This is a genomic window from uncultured Dokdonia sp. (assembly GCF_947492535.1).
Taxonomy (GTDB): domain Bacteria; phylum Bacteroidota; class Bacteroidia; order Flavobacteriales; family Flavobacteriaceae; genus Dokdonia.
The window spans coordinates 153,985-174,095 of the sequence record NZ_CANLNH010000003.1; the positions used below are offsets into that span (position 1 = coordinate 153,985).

The following is a 20,111-nucleotide window of genomic DNA, read 5'->3' on the forward strand; positions in this document are numbered from 1 at the left end:
TTAGAAAGTAAAGAAAGAGAATAAATGGATAATTTTCAAATAGAAACAGCTCAAAATGTAAGTATTTTTCAAAATGTAGCAGGAATAGGAGACCGAATACTCGCTTTTCTAATTGATTTTTTAATTATAGTTGCCTATTATATTCTTGTCGTTCTCATTTTTTCAAGTTTAGGTCTAGAGAATTTAGACGCTGGAGATGTGTGGTCGTATTATCTACTTATTGGATTACCTCCTTTCTTGTACCATTTATTTTTTGAAACCTTTTGGGACGGAAGATCACCAGGTAAAGCCGCTATGAAATTAAGAGTGGTAAAACTAGACGGATCAAAACCAGGATTTGGAAGTTTTCTTATCCGTTGGGTTATCCGTGTGGTTGACATTTCTATTGTGAGTGGTGGTATTGCAATTGTAAGTATATTATTGAGTGAAAAAGGACAGCGTATTGGTGATAGAGCTGCGCAAACTACCGTTATAAGTGAGAAAAAAAGAGTGAACCTATCGCAGAGTTTATTAGTTACCATTCCAGAAAATTATGTTCCTACATATCCACAGGTAACCGTATTTACAGATCAAGATGTACAGACGATTAAAACGTTGTTTACAGACGCAAAGCGTAATAGAAGCCACAATGTTATTATAAAACTAGCCGAACGTTTAAAACAAAAAATGGGCGTCACTCCAGAAGAAGAGAATATTGAATTTGTAGATCGTGTCATTTCTGACTACAATTATTATACCCAGCAATAATGGATGTAATCACGCTTATTGATATTCTAGGTACCATTGCTTTTGCTATTTCGGGAGTTTTAACAGCAATGAATAAGCGTATGGATGCGTTTGGAATTCTGATCATTGCTTTAATCACCTCGATAGGAGGAGGTACTTTACGTGATGTATTGATAGGCAAAACCCCAGTTACTTGGATGCAAGATCAAGTGTTTCCTACGGTGATCTTTATAACGGCTGTATTTGCTGTACTCTTTAGAAGTAAACTCAAATACTTTAGGCGCTCGTTGTTTTTATTTGATACCATTGGTATTGGATTATATACGATCACCGGAGTGCAAGTAAGTCTGGCTTTTGGATTAGATCCGCTTATATGTGTTATCCTTGGGACAATATCGGCATGTTTTGGCGGGGTATTACGTGATATCTTATGTAATGAAATCCCTATTATTTTTCATAAAGAAATCTATGCCACTGCTTGTATTGTTGGTGCTGTTGCCTATTTAGTACTTATCCGGTTTGAATTTTCTCAAACAGTCGCTATGATTATTTCTGGATCTGTGATTATTACGATACGTATTCTAGCGGTTGTCTTTAAATGGAAATTACCAAGATTGTATAAAAAAGAAATACCTTCTTCGTAAATACGAATTCCAATATATAAAAGAATTGATATAAGTACGCTTTCGCGAAAGCGTATATAGCATCTTCTAAAAGGTCTAAAAGAAATTATTCCATAAAAAAAGCTCTCTTAGTGTAGAGAGCTTTTTTTTCGCTTAATTCAATCAAGTATATTTTGAGTAGTTTTTATAAGTTTAAGAAGGCTAATTCAAATAATTTATAAAAATCGATTTCAGCATCTTTGATTGTTACTATTATAGACGCAATTACTCCGCCAAAATTTCAGTTGGTTTATAAGATTAACAATTATTTAACCTATAAAACAGCTTGCTCCCCTGTAATCATGTCGTTTTAAAAATAAAATCCCAGAGTTAAGAACTCTGGGATTTTTTGGTAGACAGTACTTCTAATTAACACTAACCATCAAAACAAATTAAAAGGCGTCTACCTGTCTCTAACTCATTTATAAATCTCTTTTTATGAAATTTGAATCTATTACTTATATAGACGTTATTATTTGCTTAACGTTTTATTTCCAAAGGAGGATTAACAATTATTTAACCCGAATACTATTTTTTATTATATAGCTACAGTATAACATGGCTTTAAAAAGGAACGGTCTTAATTTTTTGTTAAAACAAAATAAAAGCATTTTATTATTTCTGATCTTGCATCAATGCGTCAACAAGTAGTTACACATATTATTACTTTACTATTTACTTTAGTATTCCTTGTTCCAAGGGTTGCAAGCATGCATGCAATTAGTCACTTATCTGAAGATGATGAGTTGATTTCTTGTGAAATTTGTGATACTATATCTGTTTCTAACCAATTTGATCTTATTACGGGTGATACATTTCACTTTGAAAATGAGTTACAGAATGTTCCAAGTTCATTTGTAGTATATACCGAATATACTACTCCATTAGAGAAAATTGCGTCGCCAATTTCTTTTTATAATAAGCCTCCACCTATTCTCTAGACTACTATATCTACTTACCATGGTTGTCAAAAAGAATTGATTTTATGTCAGCATAATTTCTTCTTCTTTTAATTTTTCTTAGTTTCTATATCTATATTTTATAGTACAACCATTGAAATTATAATTGTAATGTTTTCTGAAAATCCTACTTTGATCATTAAAGTATAAAACATTCATTTTAGTAATTGTTCCTATTGAATTTATTTAATAGACCCCTACAAGTAGATTACTATTTCACTCTCATATAATTAAACGTAAACTTATAGTTAGTAAGGCGCTGACTATAAGTAGTTAAAAAATATTTTAATGGATAAAGCATTCAACCTTAAACCAAAGGCTAATATTCTAGGAATCGCTGCTAGTTCTTTTTGCTTAGTACATTGTTTGGCAACCCCTTTCTTATTTGTTACACATGCAGGACATGTACACGGGCATCATTCGCATCCCTTTTGGTGGGGAATTTTAGATAGCTTATTTATTGTGATTTCTTTATTTGCTGTGTATTGGTCTGCAAAGAATACTTCAAAAAACTGGATGAAATATGCATTATGGATAAGTTGGGTACTTCTTTCTTTTGTTATTCTTAATGAAAAAGTTGGATTGATTCATCTTATGGAAGAAGCTATATATGTTCCATCTTTGTTATTAATTCTATTGCATTTATATAATAGAAAATACTGTCAATGTGCTAATGATCAATGTTGTACAGTGCCTTAGTATTCTATTTTTAGTAGAATACTATATTATGAGTAATTTTACAGCCACTTAAAAACTAAAATAAAAACCATCATGAAAACACTATCCAAATTAATTCTTATTGTATTTGTCTTATGTTGTTTTGCTTGTAAGCAAAATCCAGCAGAAGCTCCTGAACACATTGCTATGGTAAATAACCATAAAGAAATGGAAAAATCTCATGAGAAAATGTCTGATGCTCATAAAATCATGAAAGATGATCATCAACAAATGACAGATACTCATAAAAATATTGAAGATGATTCAGTACATGTGGTTATTGAGAAAAATCATATGCAACTTTTAGCAAAACACGGAGAGCTTATTAAAGCACATAAGGCGTTAATAGATAAACATGCTGAATTAGAGACAAAACATGTTTCTGGTGAAATCACTTTAGAGCAAATGACAAAAGAACATGAATCTATGAAAACCGAACATGAAGACATGGAAAAAGAACACTTTAGTATTTCTGAGGAGCACGTACGTATTAAAACTGAAGATGAAAAAATGCTAAATGAAGATAAAAGTAAGTCTTCAAATCAAGAATAAGTAATTATTTTATAGTCAGTCTAAACCTCATTAGGATATATTCTTAATGAGGTTTTTGCTTATTTTTATATGTATATATAGCTTTTAATCCTATTCTTAAAAATAAAATCCCAGAGTCCGGAACCCTGGGATTTTGTGGTAGACAGTACTTCTAATTAACACTAACCATCAAAACGAATTAAAAGATGTCTAACCAATAAAGTTAACTTTATACTCTATAGACGACTAATTTTGTATACTGTTACAGTGTTTTAATTTTTTAACTTTGTTTTATGATACTAAAGCCTACGCTCGTTCTTGGAGCTTCCTTAAAATCCATCAGATATTCACACCTAGCGGTGCAACGATTACAAAAATATAATCATCCTGTTATTGCGGTAGGACTGCGTGCAGGGACTATAGATGGTGTGGAGGTGATTACGTTTGAGTCCGCTTTCGCGAAAGCGGAAACAGATAGAAACACTATAGATACTGTTACTTTATACATTGGACCGAAGCACCAACATCAATACATGGACTATGTGGTATCATTACAACCGAAACGTGTAATTTTTAATCCAGGCACAGAAAATCTTGAATTTTATACACTTCTGAAAGAAAACAATATTGCTTTTGAAGTGGCGTGTACGTTAGTTCTTTTGGGTACGAATCAATACTAAACCTAAAAAGGTAAGCGCTCCATTAAGAATAAGGATAAAGAATCCAAAATCGAATCCTGCATATTCTTTACAGAGATAACTAATTACATAGGCTAGGATAGGAGAGGCGATGGCAATTGCAGGAACAATCGCATCTTTTACTTTCCATGAGGTAAAGAGTCCAAAGGCATATAAACCAAGTAATGGGCCATACGTGTATCCTGCAAAGGTGAAAAGTTTTGCAATGACACTATCATCTGCGATGACATATTTGAAAATGATAATCACTAGAATAAGCACCAATGACATATAAATATGAATACGTTTACGAATGCGTACTTGTTCTTTTGGTTCGTATTTCTTTTCAATATCTAGGATATCAATACTAAATGAGGTGGTAAGTGATGTTAACGCACTATCTGCACTAGAATAGGCAGCTGCAATAAGACCTAATAAGAATACAATCGCTAGTCCCACTCCTAAACCGCTTTCGACCGCAATAGTTGGAAACAACTGATCTTTATGTGCATCAATACCATTTTGTGCAGCAAATACCGTAAGTAACACACCTAATACTAAGAATACCATATTTACAATGGTCAATACAATTGTAAACCAAAACACATTCTTTTGAGCATCTTTGAGGTTGCGACAGGTTAAATTTTTCTGCATCATATCTTGATCCAATCCTGTCATTACAATGGCAATAAAGGCTCCAGAAAAAAACTGTTTAAAGAAGTAATCGCCACTTTTCCAATCATCAAAAAAGAAGACTTGCGATAGATCACTATCAGACACAAAACTCATAATCGCTCCACCAGATAATCCCATTTGCTCAGATACATAATAGATGGCTACACCTACAGCAATTAGCATGAATAGAGTTTGAAGCGTATCTGTCCAGACAATGGTTTTAATTCCTGCCTTAAAAGTGTATAACCAAATTAATAAGATTGTAATCGTCACGGTTACCCAAAAAGGAACCCCTTCCTGACCAAAAAATGACATCTTATCAAAAACTAAGAGTTGTAATACATTAGCAACCAAATACAGTCTAAAACTAGCGCCTACAATACGACTTAATAAAAAGAAAGAAGCGCCTGTTTTATAGGATGCATTTCCAAACCTAGTTTCTAAATACGTATAAATAGACGTTAAATTCAGTTTGTAATAGAGTGGGAGTAAGACCAATCCTATGACGGCATATCCCACGGTATATCCTAATACAACCTGAAAGTAACTAAAACTCGATGCTTCTATCCATCCTGGCACCGATATAAAGGTCACTCCAGATAAAGAAGCGCCTATCATTCCAAAGGCCACCAAATACCAAGGCGACTGTTTTCCTGCCTTAAAGAAATCGGCATTAGAGCCACTTTTTCCTGTGAGATAACTAATGAGCATCAGTACACCAAAGTAACCAGCTATAAGGAGTAAGATTTGATACGGTTGCATAAAGTATGATTTGTTCTATGCTAATATAGGGTTTTTGGGTTTTACGATTTAGTTGTAAGCTTGACCGTTTATAGTTTGAAAAAATAGCATTCAATTCATTTTACAGTTTGTTGCGCATAGTTTATTAATTCTTTCCATACTTCGATAACTTTTTCAGTAGCTATATACGCATCTTGGTGTGTGATTTCCGTTTTGGTTTTTTTCCAAAATTGTAATGGTAGGGTAAATGTGGTGCCAAAATCTATTGGTTTTTCATCTTTTATTTCAATCTCTACCTTGGTTTTAAAGATCCTAAGACCTTTACTATAATTTGTAATTTTCTTTCTTTTAGTTAATATATAGAAAAAGGTGTCAATAGCATCTTCCATAGAATCATACTCAAAATTATAGTGTTTGTGGTTAAACTCTAATCCGATAGTTAGTTCTCTAACATCAGATGAGATCCAGAATCCTGTACCTACAAGAGTAAGATGATTTCCTTCTTCATATTCTTTTATACCTTCTTGAAATTCTTCTTTCAAGAGTGTAGTCATTTTATTAAAAAGGTATTGATGAGGTTTCATGTTACTTGTATATAATGTGTTGTGTGTAGTATTTTTCGTAATTATTTCGTTTTAGCATAAACGTCAACACTTATAGGTTTTCCATTTTTTATTTCACAATCTTTCATTGTTTTTTCGTGTTGAAAATTTAGTTTAGACATTGCTTTTTTGCACTTGATATTATCAGTTTCTACAAATCCCTCAATTCGTTTTAAGTTAAGTTGGTTTAACCCATAATCAGATATTAAGGGTAAAACTTCTTTCATAATTCCCATTCCCCAAAAATCAGGCAGTAGCCATAGTCCAATTTCCGCTTTACTTTCTTTATAATCAATGTCATTTAAACCGCTTGCACCATAAAAAGTTTGGTTATCGAGAGAACAAATCGCCCACCACTTTTGTTTCTTATCTGCAAACCAAATCATTTGTTCTTTAGTAGCTTCTATACTGTCAAAGCTAATTCCATAATGCTGAATAACATTTGGGTTTGAAAGTCCTTTAAAAATATTCTCAACGTCCAAATCATTAATTTCACGTAATAGAATTCGGTTAGTTTTTATGTTTGGGAGTTCATTTTTCATACCCTATAATTTCAATTCAGCGAGTTTTTTTGCATTCTGTAAGCATTGGAGCTTACCAAATATACAAGAACCCTTTGACTCATCCCTTAATTGCTATGAACACATATATAGTACTGTAATGCGTTTTTATTGCCCGTATTCACTATAACTTATCCGTTTTTCATTTCCGATTGTGTCAATCTCTATTTTCCCATATTTAAATTCGGTTGAGTCAATTTCTACGTTTTTCGGTAAACTATAACTTACATTAAATGAATAATCAGGTAAAAAACCGTCATAAGTGTAATAGTAAGAAATACTATCCGCATTCTTTTGCAATTTAGGAAACCATTTAATTCGGGTGATCTCTTGATACTCCTGAAAAGTTAAGTTATCAGCTTTTGTACCGAAAGCAAGTCTATTTACGGGTTCGATTTTCAAAGCCAATTCTTTTCTTAATTCTCTTTTCTGGATTCGATTTTCGTAAATCCTTTTTGAATAATCAAAGTAGAGGAATGAAGAAATCAAAACAGTTATCAAGGCAGAAATTTGTATTCTTTTCTTGGATGATGTCTTTCTTTTTCTGAAAACTCCGATTGCAATTCTTATTCCGATTAGTGATAGAAATGTGAATCCGATTATTTTTAAAAACTGAATTGGTCGAACATAACTATTGAAAGTCAATTCGACAAAATCAGTCCAATATGCCAATAACCCTGTCAGAATTATCAGATTTATTAATACAATTACTAAATATTTAATCGATTTTCTAATCATTTCTCAAATGCACATAACGTTTAGTATATGATCCGTATTCAGGAACGAACTATGATCTCAGATACCTTGTTTTGCTTATCGATTTAATTTATTCTCAATCTGTTCAATGATAGGTTGAGGCAACAAATTAACTTTTGAATTATGATATTTGGCTTGTTTGTAATCAATTAAAGCAGCTTCAATATCTCCACTATTCTCTTTGATATTTCCCCTTTGCCAATAAGCCAAAGGATAACCAGGTAGTTCGTTTATGAATTCATCCAATGCCAACAAAGCATTTTCAAAATCATTCTCTAAAATGTAGGATGCAGCACGATTAGTTCTGGGGTCGGGGTTGCGTGGGTTTAGATCTATAGATTTGTCAAACAGCTCTCTACTTAATTCTAAGTTTCCCAATCTCATTTGCGCGTACCCAAGTTCATTATGAACTTTACCATTAAATTGTGTGCCGCAATTTCCAAGGGTATCAATACTCAAAGCTTTTTCCAATTTAGACACCGCCTTATCATAATTTCCTTCCGTGATTAAACGGTAAGCTTCAGTATAAAGTTTTTTACAAGACGTTTGAGTAAAAGAAATTTGTGTAACACAAATTGAGAGAATTAATAGTATATTTTTCATTTTAATTAAGAATAACTTATTTACATCATCACCTAAAATACTATAAAAACAAATAACCTTCACGTTTACAGCTATTTTAAAGGTATATTATAATTATTATAAACGTTTATTTAGGATATAGGAAGTGCATCAATTATAACGAAGTGTAATTACCTCAAGCGCAATAAAGGCGCTAAAGAAAATAACGGATAATCGTACGCTTTCGCGAAAGCGTAAAAAGGAATAGTATCATTTTTAATTTTAGAATACGTCCCTATGCTAACTTTTGCTCATCCCTGAAATCTTAATTTTGAAATCAGTTAAAATTTAAAACGCTATCTATTTTCATTTTCCATTTTGACTTCGATTTCAAATTCCTTTTCCCTATTTTTATCACAATGAAAAAAAACCGCACGCTCCTTATTATAGGCCTCTTCTTATTTGTCCAGATGGGGATTGTACGTATACTAGCATTATTTCCTGAGTTTATTGAAAATTATTACAGTAATGGTCTGTATCCCGTGATCTCTAAAGGCTTTCGATATGTCTTTGGATGGTTACCATTTTCGTTTGGCGATATTATGTATACTGTGTTAATCATTATTATACTTCGTGAGATTGTACTCTTGTTTAAAAGACGTTTTCGTACCTGGAAACCCTTTGCGATTCGTACACTCGCCATTGCATCTATTGTGTATGGAGCGTTTCATTTGTTATGGGGAATGAATTATTACAGACTTCCTTTACATGAATCGTTAGATATAGAGAGTGAATATACCACAGAAGAGCTTGTTGCACTCACCCAGAAACTCATCACAAAAAGCAATACACTCCATCGTCAGCTCGCGGCTAATGATACTGTAAAAGTAACGGTGCCTTTATCACAATCAGAGATTTTTGATCAGACGGTACAAGGATATAATGCCTTACAATCTCAGTTTCCAAAACTAGATTACCCACCTAAGAGTGTAAAAGTCTCTCTATTGAGTTATCCTCTTTCGGTAATGGGATATAGTGGTTATTTAAATCCAATTACCAACGAAGCGCAAATCAATGGTCTTGTACCTAATTACAGACATGCGGTAATCAGTTGTCATGAGCAAGCGCATCAGTTAGGATATGCTAAAGAAAATGAAGCGAATTTTATAGGTGTTTTGGCGAGTGTCAATAATGAGAATACGTATTTTCAATATGCAGGGAGCATCTTTGCTTTACGGTATTGTATCAATGATGTTTTTCGCCGCGATAGCGAGCTAGGAGAAGAATTACGAGATCAAATACATCCAGGCATTTTTAAAAATTATAAAGAGTCTCGTGATTTCTGGGATGAAATGGATAATCCATTAGAACCTGTGTTTAAATTATTTTATAGTAATTACCTCAAAGCCAATAATCAACCCGCAGGGATTAAAAGCTATAGCTATATGGTGGCTTTATTAGTAAATTATAATAAGTCTTTTCCTGAGGCTTTTTAGTCGGTAACATTTAGTCGGCAGTCAAAATTCATGTTCAGGATCATATCAACTATTTTTCGTATCTTAATACAATGAATATACCAAGTGAAGCCTTCGAGATATTGATTATAGTTGCTGTAATTTCTGTTGCAATGACTCTAGTGAGTTATTTGACCAAAAGGAGCCGTAATTTTAGAAGCAGAAGAAATACAAAGGCAAGAAGGTAGTTTTCTTCTTATAAACTATCCTGTTCTGAATTTCCAGCTGACCAACTGATTTTCTTTTTCAGTAGGTTAGAGGTGATGTTATCATAGTAAGCGATTAATCGTTACTATCATTCAATTTTTCATAATAACATCTTATAGTTTACCACGGTTTAGTACGATTGATTCATTCGGATGAATTGATGTTAAAAAACTCTTAATTAACACTAGTGAGCCCTATTGATGGGTGTATCTTTAAACACTAAATAATCACTAAATACTATGTTTCTAAAAAAAATCCTCTTAGCAGGATTGGTTTTTTGCTCGTTTGTTATGTACGGGCAAGACTATTTCCCTGCGAATGACGGTGTAAAATCTAAGAATAAAAATTACACAGTCTTCACCAATGCAACCATTCACACATCGCCTACAGAAACCATCAAAAACGGAACATTAGTCGTTCAGGATGGAAAGGTAGTACGTGTCGGAAAATCCGTTTCAGTTCCAGCAAATGCGATCACTATTGATCTATCTGGAAAGCATATCTATCCTTCTTTTATAGATATGTATACCGATTTTGGTATTGAAAAACCAAAACGAGCTGGCGGTGGCGGTCGTGGTTCTCAATATGATAATACCCGCGAAGGCTATTATTGGAATGATCATATTCGACCAGAAGTGAATGGAATAGATGATTTTAAGTATAGCGCTAAAGACGCCAAAGCATATATTGAAGCAGGATTTGCAGTTGTGGCGACACACCAGCATGATGGAATAGCAAGAGGAACAGGTGCTTTAATCGCCTTAAATTCTGAAGGGAATACAGCACATCGCGTATTAGATGACGAGCTTGCTCAATATTTCTCTTTTGATAAGAGTAATACATCAAGACAATCGTATCCAACCTCAAAAATGGGCGCAATGTCTTTAATGCGTCAGTTACACCACGATTTAGATTGGTATGAAAAAGGAAATATAAATACAAAGGATCTTTCTTTGGAAGCGCTTACGCGAAATAAAACGCTACCTCAATTCTTTGAGGGTGAAGATGTCTATGATGCTATCCGTATAGATGGGATAGGCGATCAATTTGGATTGAATTATGTAATTGTTGCCGGTGGTGATGAGTACAAACGTATCAAGGATATTAAAGGTCTGAATAGAACATTTATTCTACCATTAGATTTTCCAAATGCCTATGATGTTGAAGATCCATATGCTGCTGCTTATATAGATTTAAGTGATATGCGTCACTGGAATCAGGCACCTACCAATCCTAAGCAGTTTGAAGCCAACGGAATTCCTTTTGCTCTGACAACGTTTAAGTTGAAATCACCAAAAGAGTTTAAAGGACAATTGATGAAAGCCATCAAACATGGACTTTCAAAAGAAAAGGCATTAGCGGCACTGACTACTGTTCCTGCACAATTATTAGGAAAGAGTAATGAGATTGGAAGTTTAAAAAGTGGTGCATGGGCAAACTTTATGATTACCTCTGGGGAGCTTTTTGAAAAGAAAACAACCTTATACGAACATTGGGTTCAAGGACAGAAAACAGTAGTGAAGGATATGAATACAGTAAATATAGATGGTACGTATACCATGCGTATGGCTGGCACATCATATACACTCACTGTAAAGAATTCTACAGAAGGAAAAACAGGCTTCACACTTAAAGATGGAGATGATGAAATAAAGAGTGAAGGGAAATATGCAAATGCATGGGTAAATCTCACCTTCCCAGGAAGTGATAATAAATTTGTAAGACTTGTAGGTCAAGTGATCAATGATCGTTTTACAGGAAAGGCAGTCTTATCAAATGGAGATGAGCAATCTGTAACAGCTACTAGAGTTGCAGCTAAGGATGAGAAAAAGAAAGACAACACCAAAAAAGATAAAGATGAGGCTCCTGTAGTGATGCCAATGACGTATCCTAATATTGCTTTTGGATTTGAGCAACAACCAAGTCAAGAAGATATCTTAATTAAAAATGCTACCGTTTGGACCAATGAAGCAGATGGTATTTTAGAAAATACAGATGTATTAATTAAAGATGGTAAGATTAGTAAAGTAGGGAAGAACCTTTCTGCTGGTAGAGCTAAAGTCATTGACGGTACAGGAAAACACGTTACTTCAGGTATTATAGATGAGCACTCACATATTGCTGCATTTGCTATTAATGAAGCTGGACATAACTCAACCGCTGAGGTTCGTATGTCTGATGTGATTAATCCCGATGATAGTGATATTTACAGAAACTTAGCGGGAGGTGTTACTTCTATCCAATTATTACACGGATCGGCAAATCCAATAGGAGGACAGTCGGCTGTGATGAAATTAAAATGGGGAGCTTCTATAGATGAAATGCTTCTTGAAGATAAGAAGTTTATCAAGTTTGCGCTTGGAGAAAACGTAAAGCAATCTAACTGGCAAAGTTTTAGTCGTTTCCCACAAACACGTATGGGAGTAGAGCAAGTATTTGTAGATTACTTTACAAGAGCCAAAGAATATGAAGCTCTTAAGAAAAGCGGAAAACCATATCGTTTTGATGAAGAAATGGAAACAGTGGTTGATATTCTCAATGAAGAACGTTATATCTCATGTCATTCATATGTACAAAGTGAGATTAATATGTTGATGAAAGTAGCCGAGCGTTTTGACTTTAAGATCAACACCTTTACACATATCTTAGAAGGATACAAAGTAGCCGATAAAATGGCGGCGCATGGAGTAGGAGGATCCACGTTCTCAGATTGGTGGGCGTATAAGTATGAGGTAAATGATGCGATTCCATACAATGCAGCTATTATGCACAATGCAGGTGTTGTTGTCGCGATTAATAGTGATGATGGCGAAATGTCTAGACGTTTAAATCAAGAAGCGGGTAAAATCGTAAAGTATGGAGATATTTCTGAAGAAGATGCTTTGAAAATGGTAACACTAAATCCAGCAAAATTACTTCACCTAGATAATCAGACTGGAAGTATCAAAGTAGGAAAAGATGGGGATGTGGTTGTTTGGTCAGATCATCCATTATCAATTAAAGCTAGAGCAGAGCAGACCATTATTGAAGGAACCATCTATTTTGATATCAATAGAGATTTGCAATTACGTAAAGACGTAAAAGCAGAAAAGAGTAGATTGATTGAAATGATGCTTGCTGAAAAGAAGAAAGGGTTAAAAACACAACCAGCAAAGAGTAAAGAAAAACAACGTTTACATTGTGACACTACAGAAACAATACATTAATACTATGAGAGCACTAACAAAATATATAACGATAGCGTTCGTGTTAATTGCTTCTGTAGCAATAGCACAACAAACGCCAGCACCTGAACAAACAGAAGCATATACAATCGTAGGAGCTACAGCACATATAGGAAATGGAACTGTAATCGATACTGCTATTTTAATTATAGAAAACGGTAAAATAACCGTGTGCGCAGATGCCACAACAACTAAAATAGCATCCAGAGGTACTGTGATTAATGCAGAAGGAAAGCATGTCTATCCAGGATTTATTGCTACTAATACTACCTTAGGACTTGTAGAAGTAGGAGCAGTACGCCCATCTAATGATGATGATGAAATCGGAAATATGATTCCGCATGTACGTTCTATAATAGCCTATAATGCAGAATCTAAAGTAGTAGAGAGTATGAGACCTAATGGTGTACTTATGGCACAAATACGCCCGTTAGGAGGTCGAATTTCAGGAACATCATCTGTAGTACAATTAGATGCATGGAATTGGGAAGATGCTGTTGTAAAAGCAGATGATGGTATTTATGTAAACTGGCCTTCTAGTATGACGAGAGGACGATGGTGGCTAGGAGAAGATCCAGGTTTCAAACCAAACAAGAACTATGCAAAGGATATAGATGAACTAAAAACCTTTGTAAATAATGCAAAAGCATATGCAAAGGGAAGTAGTGATATAAATCTTCCTTTCGAAGCGATGAAAGGTGTTTTTAATGGAAACCAACGTTTATTTATAAGTGCTAATGATGAGCGTCAAATACGTGATATTATCGCTTTTAAAAGCGAAATGAATATCCAAAACATTGTTCTTGTAGGAGGCTATCAATCTTATAAAGTAGCAGCAGAGTTAAAAACAGCGGGTATTCCAGTTGTTTTACAACGTGTTCAGGATTTACCTGCCATGGATGATCATGACTACGATTTACCTTATAAACTTCCTAAGTTACTTGCAGACGCAGGAGTTCTTGTTGCATTAGGCTATGATGGGGAATACTGGCAAGTGCGTAATCTTCCTTTTTATGCAGGACAAGTAACACAGTTTGGAATGAGTGATGCAGATGCATTAAAACTCATTACAGAAAATGCAGCTAAGATCCTAGGTGTAGAAGCGACAGTGGGGACTTTAGAAGTAGGGAAAGATGCGACATTGTTTATCAGTGAAGGAAACGCACTAGACATGAGAGGTAATCAATTGTCAAGAGCTTTTATTCAAGGGAGAGCTATTAGTTTAGAAACACATCAAACAAAACTTTGGAAACGTTACGCAGAAAAAGTTGAAATCAAGAAATAACAGCTACATAATAGCCTAATTTTAAGAGCGATTACTACAACGTAATCGCTTTTTTTATGTATCTGTATATGAGTGGGTTACATAACTTTGTTTAACGACTAGTAAATGCTATTTATTTTTACGTAATTGCAATGCTTTTAAAACCTAATCTTTTTTATGCGAGATACTCATTACATAAGTAGTGCAATCCTAGATCTGGCTACAATTTCTACGATTCTACAAGAAAACAAACTCCTTGCGTTAAGCGAAGAAAGTCGTCATAATATTAATGCATCTAGAGCTTATTTAGATAAGAAGATAGAAGGAAACTCTAAACCCTTTTATGGTATTAATACGGGTTTTGGTAGTTTATGTAATGTTGCTATAAAAGATGAGCATCTTACGCAGTTACAAGAAAATTTAATGCGTTCTCATGCATGCGGTACAGGTGACTACGTACCTAAGTCTATTGTAAAGTTGATGATTTTATTAAAAGTACAATCGTTAAGCTATGGTCATAGTGGTGTACATATAGATACGGTAGAGCGTCTTATTGATTTTTATAATCTAGATATTCTTCCAGTAGTCTATACACAAGGTTCTTTAGGAGCTAGTGGGGATCTTGCACCATTAGCACATTTATCCTTACCATTAATTGGAGAAGGAATGGTATGGGAGGGCGATGAGCCCGCTTTCGCGAAAGCGGTATTAGAAAGACATCAATTGCGTCCGATACAGTTGAAATCTAAAGAAGGTTTAGCATTACTAAACGGAACGCAGTTTATGGTTGCATATGGACTAGATGCACTTTTGAAATGCCATAAGCTATCTTATCTGGCAGATATGATTGGAGCAATCTCTATAGACGCCTTCAATTGTAATCTTTCACCGTTTGATTCATTAGTGCATTATGTACGTCCACATAGAGGACAAATTAAAACTGCCGAGCGTATTCAAGAGTTTCTTGCAGATAGTGAAATTGCTAAAACCGAAAAAGAAAACGTACAAGATCCCTATTCATTTAGATGTATACCTCAAGTGCATGGCGCTACAAAAGATGCTATTTTATATGCATCGAATACATTTAAAACAGAAATGAATAGTGTCACAGATAACCCTAACATTTTTGCGGCAGAAGATAAGATCATAAGTGGTGGTAACTTTCATGGACAGCCATTAGCATTAGCATTAGATTTTCTTGCAATAGCCATGGCAGAAATAGGAAGTATTAGTGAACGTCGTACATATCAACTTATTAGTGGTCTTCGAGATTTACCTCCTTTTTTGGTAGACAATCCTGGACTACATAGTGGTATGATGATTCCACAATATACAGCAGCTAGTATTGTGAGTCAAAATAAACAATTAGCAACACCAGCAAGTGTAGATTCTATCGTATCATCAAATGGTCAAGAAGATCATGTGAGTATGGGAGCAAATGCAGCTACCAAACTCTATAAAGTAGTAGAAAATATAGAAACTATTTTAGCAATAGAACTATTAAATGCATCACAAGCATTACACTTTAGAGCACCTTCAAAAACCTCTCCTTTTTTAGAGTCAATTATTAGCGCATATAGAACTGAAGTGCCTTTTGCTACTGAAGATAGAATCTTCTCTACAGATATTCATAAAACAAAAGAGTTTATGAATTCTATTCAAGTAGATACAGATATGATATTTAGGTAGAAAGCGTTTTATTCATCCAATCAATAGCTTGATCTAACGTATTAAAAACTTCAAAAGGGTGCTCAAAGAATTGACGCTCTATATCTGCATTTCCTTTATTGATAGGGTCTGAAGAGACAATAGCAATAGCTTTTATATTTGAGTTTTTTGCGGTCTCTATATAAACTGTAGGATTTACTGAATATGAGTGAATTCTATTTGAAATATAACCGTAGGTTTTTCCTTTAAAATGATCTTTACAAAATTTTAGAAATTGCGTATTGTAGTGGATGTCAAATGTGATGCCTTCTTTCATTTCAGCGATCACAATATCATTTTGAATTCTGACTTTTCCAAAGTCAAAATCGGTTTCGCGAGTATTCAAATTTGTTATTGGTTAGGGGGGTTAACAACTTAATTTATCGCTAATCTCGTGTAAAATAAATTAAAAATCAAATCAATTCTTTAGAAGATTAGTATTCAATTGTATAGGTTGTAATTTAAACTAATGAATGTTAGTTTTTATGTGTAGATGTTGCAAAATGGCAACAAGGTTTAAACAGGGTTTGTTTTGTTAAAAAAATTATCAACACAAGAAATGGCTTCCTCAAGACTTTCTACAACGAGTAACTTTTTTTTAGAAAAACGTTTTTCAAATTCAACAATATTTAATTTTGCTTTATCATCAGTAATAATGATAAAGGTTTCTAGATTTTTAATCTTATTGATACTAGTATGAACTAAAGGATCAAATGAATACGAATTTTTACGATACGAGATGTATACAAAAGGCCGGTGATCAATATGTTTATTTATGAGTTTTTCAAGAGATTCTACATGATCTGTTTCCAAGTGAATACCTTCTTTGATCTGATTGATCACATAATTCTCATAAATAGACATAGAACATATATCTAAGTCGTAATGCTTCAACATAAGAGGGGGGCTTATCTTGCAAAGATACAAAAATGAAAAAATGCAAAAAAATAAACTAGTGTTTTTAAAAAATGAATAAATCTATTATGCTTCTTCAGCAGGAGATAATGGCTCTTTAGGCTCAGGTAGTATTTCCATAAAATAATATACAATACCTCCTATACCACTCGCTAATAATATAATTAGAATCCATATAAGCTGGCCATTATTTTGCGTTTTAAGTTTAGGATTTTTAGTGACGTGTATGATATGTAAAATAAGCGCTGTAAGTCCAGAAATAAGCATTAAGACCATAAATGTCATGGCGAGTCCAAAACCTACAAAAAAGGTATCTGGAGGTCCTTGAGATTCAAAACCAGAAGGATCACTGAATGATCCAAAAAAGATTGCAAAAAATGAAATGAGGTACCCTATAAAACAAAGAATAGGCATAAATGTTACTATGCCTATTCCTATTTTTTGTGATTTTGATAATTTCATATTACGACTCTGTAGTAGTTGCTTTATCTATAGTGATAGTAAGTTCATTACTTTTGCTATCTAAATCCATAGTTATACTATCTCCTTCTTCTAATTTTGAAGTAATGATTTCTTCAGCAAGAGCATCTTCAATATACTTTTGAATAGCTCGCTTAAGAGGTCTTGCTCCATAATCTTTATCAAACCCTTTATCACTGATATAATCTTTTGCTTTTTCTGTTAACGTGAGATCATATCCAAGGTCTTTGATACGTATAAATAATTTTGCAAGTTCGATATCTATAATCTGATGTATATGCTCTCTTTCTAAAGCATTAAAGACAACGACATCGTCAACACGATTTAAGAATTCTGGAGCAAATGCTTTTTTCAATGCATTTTGGATCACACTTTTTGCATTCTCATCAACTTGTGTTTTACGAGCAGACGTTCCAAATCCAACACCTTGACCAAAGTCTTTTAATTTACGAGCACCAATATTAGATGTCATAATAATAATCGTATTTCTAAAATCAATTTTACGACCTAAGGAATCTGTTAAGAAACCATCATCAAGTACTTGAAGTAGCATATTAAACACATCTGGATGCGCTTTTTCGATTTCATCTAGTAATACAACAGCATAAGGTTTTCTACGTACTTTTTCAGTAAGTTGCCCTCCTTCTTCATAGCCTACATATCCTGGAGGCGCTCCAACCAATCTTGAGATGGCAAACTTCTCCATATACTCACTCATATCAATACGTATAAGAGAATCTTCATTGTCAAACAGCTCTTTTGCAAGAACTTTAGCAAGTTGCGTTTTCCCAACACCGGTTTGTCCTAAGAATATAAAAGAACCAATAGGTTTATTAGGATCTTTTAGCCCAGCACGATTACGTTGTATAGCCTTCGCTACTTTTGCAACAGCCTCATCTTGACCTATTACATTATTCTTTATTGTAGCTGGTAGATCAGCAAGTTTATTGCTTTCTGTTTGTGCGATACGATTTACAGGAATACCTGTCATCATACTTACCACATCCGCTACATTATCTTCAGAAACTACTTCCTTATGGAGTTTTGATTCTTCCTCCCAACGTTCTTGAGCAACAGAAAGTTCTTTTTCTAGATTTTTCTCATCGTCACGTAACTTAGCTGCTTCTTCGTACTTCTGTTTTTTAACAACCGTTGTTTTGAGTTCACGTACTTCTTCTAGTTTACTTTCTAACTCTAGAATCTTTTTAGGAACATCAATATTTGTGATATGTACACGAGAACCCGCTTCATCTAATGCATCTATAGCTTTGTCTGGTAAGAATCGATCAGTCATATATCGATTTGTTAACTTCACACACGCCTCAATAGCATCATCTGTGTAGGTGACATTGTGATGCTCTTCATATTTTTCTTTTATATTTTGAAGAATTTCTATTGTTTCCTCTACTGTTGTAGGCTCGACAATTACTTTTTGGAAACGACGTTCTAAAGCCCCATCTTTTTCAATATGCTGTCTAAACTCATCTAGGGTTGTAGCTCCTACACATTGTATTTCGCCTCGAGCGAGTGCAGGTTTAAACATATTAGAAGCATCTAGTGATCCCGTTGCGCCACCAGCACCTACTATGGTATGAATTTCATCTATAAAAAGAATAATATCATCATTCTTTTCAAGTTCATTCATTACAGCTTTCATACGCTCTTCAAACTGACCTCTATATTTAGTACCTGCAACTAGACTAGCCAGATCAAGTGTAACGACTCTTTTATCAAAAAGAATACGTGACACTTTGCGTTGTACAATACGTAGTGCAAGCCCTTCTGCAATTGCAGATTTACCTACACCAGGCTCTCCAATAAGTAATGGATTATTTTTCTTACGTCTACTTAATATTTGAGAAACGCGTTCTATTTCTTTTGTTCTACCAACAACAGGATCTAATTTCCCTTCTTCTGCCATGGCAGTAAGATCTCTTCCAAAGTTGTCTAAAACTGGAGTTTTACTTTTTTTAGTTCCTTTAGATGAAGAAGCATTTCCAAATGGATTTTCTTTTTCTCCTTCATTGCCTGACTCTTGGTCATCGCTAAATGATTCTGATTTTATAGGCTCTATATAATCATCCTCTTCATTTGACATCATAAGTTTAAATTGATCTTTTACATTATCATAATCTACCTTAAGTCTATTTAATAACTTTGTGGTAGGGTCGTTTTCGTTTCTAAGTATACACAGAATCAAATGCGCTGTATTTATAGAAGAACTCTGGAATAGTTTTGCTTCTAAAAATGTAGTTTTTAATGCACGTTCAGCTTGTCTTGTTAAGTGTAAGTTCTTCTTGTCATTACCTTGTAGACCACTATTTGGGTTTGCAGGACTTAGGATTTCAACCTTACGGCGTAAATGTTCTAAGTCTATATTTAAAGCACTCAATATATTGATAGCTTTACCACTACCATCTCTTAGTAGTCCAAGCAATAAATGTTCTGTTCCTATAAAGTCGTGACCTAATCGCAAAGCTTCTTCTTTGCTATAGGCAATCACGTCTTTTACTCTAGGTGAAAAATTATCATCCATAATTTATATCTCCTTTTCGTTCATTGTAAATTTAAGCATTCTCATTCAAAAATCATTCCGCTTAAGATACTTAGTAGCTAATAGACAAAATAACTGA

General features: G+C 34.0%; 19 protein-coding genes. 10 read left to right on the forward strand and 9 right to left on the reverse strand.

Going from position 1 to position 20,111, the window contains the following annotated elements:
* The first annotated feature begins 24 nt into the window (after positions 1 to 24).
* The 6 genes from Q1A60_RS05365 to Q1A60_RS05390 all read left to right on the forward strand — a co-directional run bounded on the left by Q1A60_RS05365 (position 25) and on the right by Q1A60_RS05390 (position 4,275).
* A complete protein-coding gene (locus Q1A60_RS05365; protein ID WP_299765374.1) occupies positions 25 to 747 on the forward strand; it encodes an RDD family protein in 723 nt (240 codons plus the stop codon).
* A complete protein-coding gene (locus tag Q1A60_RS05370) occupies positions 747 to 1,370 on the forward strand; it encodes a trimeric intracellular cation channel family protein (protein ID WP_299765372.1) in 624 nt (207 codons plus the stop codon). The genes Q1A60_RS05365 and Q1A60_RS05370 overlap by 1 nt, the downstream gene beginning before the upstream one ends.
* Positions 1,371 to 2,023: 653 nt before the next feature.
* The gene (locus tag Q1A60_RS05375) at positions 2,024 to 2,329 is read left to right on the forward strand and encodes a hypothetical protein (RefSeq protein ID WP_299765370.1); all 306 of its coding nucleotides are present in this window, start codon (positions 2,024 to 2,026) and stop codon (positions 2,327 to 2,329) included.
* Between the two features lie 306 nt (positions 2,330 to 2,635).
* Positions 2,636 to 3,046 carry a MerC domain-containing protein gene (locus Q1A60_RS05380; protein WP_299765368.1) on the forward strand — a complete coding sequence of 137 codons (411 nt, stop codon included), beginning with the start codon at positions 2,636 to 2,638 and terminating at the stop codon, positions 3,044 to 3,046.
* A 72-nt stretch (positions 3,047 to 3,118) separates the two neighbouring features.
* Positions 3,119 to 3,616, forward strand: coding sequence for a hypothetical protein (locus Q1A60_RS05385; protein WP_299765366.1), 498 nt, complete (start codon positions 3,119 to 3,121; stop codon positions 3,614 to 3,616).
* A 275-nt stretch (positions 3,617 to 3,891) separates the two neighbouring features.
* Positions 3,892 to 4,275 carry a CoA-binding protein gene (locus tag Q1A60_RS05390; protein WP_299765431.1) on the forward strand — a complete coding sequence of 128 codons (384 nt, stop codon included), beginning with the start codon at positions 3,892 to 3,894 and terminating at the stop codon, positions 4,273 to 4,275.
* Here the strand turns inward: Q1A60_RS05390 and Q1A60_RS05395 are convergent.
* The 5 genes from Q1A60_RS05395 to Q1A60_RS05415 form a co-directional block, all read right to left on the reverse strand.
* Positions 4,246 to 5,709, reverse strand: a complete 1,464-nt coding sequence (locus Q1A60_RS05395) for a sodium:solute symporter (protein WP_299765364.1) — start codon at positions 5,707 to 5,709, stop codon at positions 4,246 to 4,248. The two genes, Q1A60_RS05390 and Q1A60_RS05395, sit on opposite strands and share 30 nt — an antisense overlap.
* 95 nt (positions 5,710 to 5,804) lie before the next feature.
* Positions 5,805 to 6,242: a hypothetical protein gene (locus Q1A60_RS05400; RefSeq protein ID WP_299765362.1), complete on the reverse strand. Its 438-nt coding sequence runs from the start codon at positions 6,240 to 6,242 to the stop codon at positions 5,805 to 5,807.
* 71 nt (positions 6,243 to 6,313) lie between these two features.
* Entirely contained in the window at positions 6,314 to 6,832 is a 519-nt protein-coding gene (locus Q1A60_RS05405) for a GNAT family protein (RefSeq protein WP_299765359.1), read from the reverse strand.
* 126 nt (positions 6,833 to 6,958) lie between these two features.
* Entirely contained in the window at positions 6,959 to 7,522 is a 564-nt protein-coding gene (locus Q1A60_RS05410; RefSeq protein WP_299765357.1) for a hypothetical protein, read from the reverse strand.
* A gap of 141 nt (positions 7,523 to 7,663) precedes the next feature.
* Positions 7,664 to 8,272 carry a tetratricopeptide repeat protein gene (locus tag Q1A60_RS05415; RefSeq protein WP_299765355.1) on the reverse strand — a complete coding sequence of 203 codons (609 nt, stop codon included), beginning with the start codon at positions 8,270 to 8,272 and terminating at the stop codon, positions 7,664 to 7,666.
* 314 nt (positions 8,273 to 8,586) lie between these two features.
* On the opposite strand from Q1A60_RS05415, the gene Q1A60_RS05420 reads away from it, so the two are divergent.
* The 4 genes from Q1A60_RS05420 (at position 8,587) to hutH (ending at position 16,065) form a co-directional block, all read left to right on the forward strand.
* Positions 8,587 to 9,663, forward strand: a complete 1,077-nt coding sequence (locus tag Q1A60_RS05420; protein WP_299765353.1) for a DUF3810 domain-containing protein — start codon at positions 8,587 to 8,589, stop codon at positions 9,661 to 9,663.
* A 464-nt stretch (positions 9,664 to 10,127) separates the two neighbouring features.
* Positions 10,128 to 13,094: an amidohydrolase family protein gene (locus Q1A60_RS05425; protein WP_299765351.1), complete on the forward strand. Its 2,967-nt coding sequence runs from the start codon at positions 10,128 to 10,130 to the stop codon at positions 13,092 to 13,094.
* Positions 13,095 to 13,098: 4 nt separating this feature from the next.
* A complete protein-coding gene (locus tag Q1A60_RS05430) occupies positions 13,099 to 14,397 on the forward strand; it encodes an amidohydrolase family protein (protein WP_299765349.1) in 1,299 nt (432 codons plus the stop codon).
* Between the two features lie 156 nt (positions 14,398 to 14,553).
* Positions 14,554 to 16,065 (forward strand): histidine ammonia-lyase, encoded by a 1,512-nt coding sequence (hutH, locus tag Q1A60_RS05435; protein WP_299765347.1) that lies wholly within the window; start codon positions 14,554 to 14,556, stop codon positions 16,063 to 16,065.
* On the opposite strand, the gene Q1A60_RS05440 is transcribed toward hutH, so the two are convergent.
* The 4 genes from Q1A60_RS05440 to Q1A60_RS05455 all read right to left on the reverse strand — a co-directional run bounded on the left by Q1A60_RS05440 (position 16,058) and on the right by Q1A60_RS05455 (position 20,014).
* Positions 16,058 to 16,429 (reverse strand): hypothetical protein, encoded by a 372-nt coding sequence (locus tag Q1A60_RS05440; RefSeq protein WP_299765345.1) that lies wholly within the window; start codon positions 16,427 to 16,429, stop codon positions 16,058 to 16,060. The two genes, hutH and Q1A60_RS05440, sit on opposite strands and share 8 nt — an antisense overlap.
* A gap of 170 nt (positions 16,430 to 16,599) precedes the next feature.
* Entirely contained in the window at positions 16,600 to 16,980 is a 381-nt protein-coding gene (locus tag Q1A60_RS05445; protein WP_299765342.1) for a hypothetical protein, read from the reverse strand.
* 84 nt (positions 16,981 to 17,064) lie between these two features.
* On the reverse strand, positions 17,065 to 17,460 hold the full coding sequence (locus Q1A60_RS05450; RefSeq protein WP_299765340.1) for a hypothetical protein: 396 nt from the start codon (positions 17,458 to 17,460) through the stop codon (positions 17,065 to 17,067).
* Position 17,461: 1 nt separating this feature from the next.
* A complete protein-coding gene (locus tag Q1A60_RS05455) occupies positions 17,462 to 20,014 on the reverse strand; it encodes an ATP-dependent Clp protease ATP-binding subunit (RefSeq protein WP_299765338.1) in 2,553 nt (850 codons plus the stop codon).
* Positions 20,015 to 20,111 lie beyond the last annotated feature (97 nt).

Excerpts from the sequence above, each read along its gene's own strand:
- Q1A60_RS05420 (WP_299765353.1), top strand. The coding sequence starts at position 8,587 with ATGAAAAAAAACCGCACGCTCCTTATTATAGGCCTCTTCTTATTTGTC.
- Q1A60_RS05450 (WP_299765340.1), bottom strand. The coding sequence starts at position 17,460 with ATGAAATTATCAAAATCACAAAAAATAGGAATAGGCATAGTAACATTT.
- Q1A60_RS05405 (WP_299765359.1), bottom strand. The coding sequence starts at position 6,832 with ATGAAAAATGAACTCCCAAACATAAAAACTAACCGAATTCTATTACGT.
- Q1A60_RS05365 (WP_299765374.1), top strand. The coding sequence starts at position 25 with ATGGATAATTTTCAAATAGAAACAGCTCAAAATGTAAGTATTTTTCAA.
- Q1A60_RS05400 (WP_299765362.1), bottom strand. The coding sequence starts at position 6,242 with ATGACTACACTCTTGAAAGAAGAATTTCAAGAAGGTATAAAAGAATAT.
- Q1A60_RS05425 (WP_299765351.1), top strand. The coding sequence starts at position 10,128 with ATGTTTCTAAAAAAAATCCTCTTAGCAGGATTGGTTTTTTGCTCGTTT.
- Q1A60_RS05430 (WP_299765349.1), top strand. The coding sequence starts at position 13,099 with ATGAGAGCACTAACAAAATATATAACGATAGCGTTCGTGTTAATTGCT.
- Q1A60_RS05455 (WP_299765338.1), bottom strand. The coding sequence starts at position 20,014 with ATGGATGATAATTTTTCACCTAGAGTAAAAGACGTGATTGCCTATAGC.
- Q1A60_RS05380 (WP_299765368.1), top strand. The coding sequence starts at position 2,636 with ATGGATAAAGCATTCAACCTTAAACCAAAGGCTAATATTCTAGGAATC.
- Q1A60_RS05370 (WP_299765372.1), top strand. The coding sequence starts at position 747 with ATGGATGTAATCACGCTTATTGATATTCTAGGTACCATTGCTTTTGCT.
- Q1A60_RS05385 (WP_299765366.1), top strand. The coding sequence starts at position 3,119 with ATGAAAACACTATCCAAATTAATTCTTATTGTATTTGTCTTATGTTGT.
- hutH (WP_299765347.1), top strand. The coding sequence starts at position 14,554 with ATGCGAGATACTCATTACATAAGTAGTGCAATCCTAGATCTGGCTACA.
- Q1A60_RS05395 (WP_299765364.1), bottom strand. The coding sequence starts at position 5,709 with ATGCAACCGTATCAAATCTTACTCCTTATAGCTGGTTACTTTGGTGTA.
- Q1A60_RS05445 (WP_299765342.1), bottom strand. The coding sequence starts at position 16,980 with ATGTTGAAGCATTACGACTTAGATATATGTTCTATGTCTATTTATGAG.
- Q1A60_RS05375 (WP_299765370.1), top strand. The coding sequence starts at position 2,024 with ATGCGTCAACAAGTAGTTACACATATTATTACTTTACTATTTACTTTA.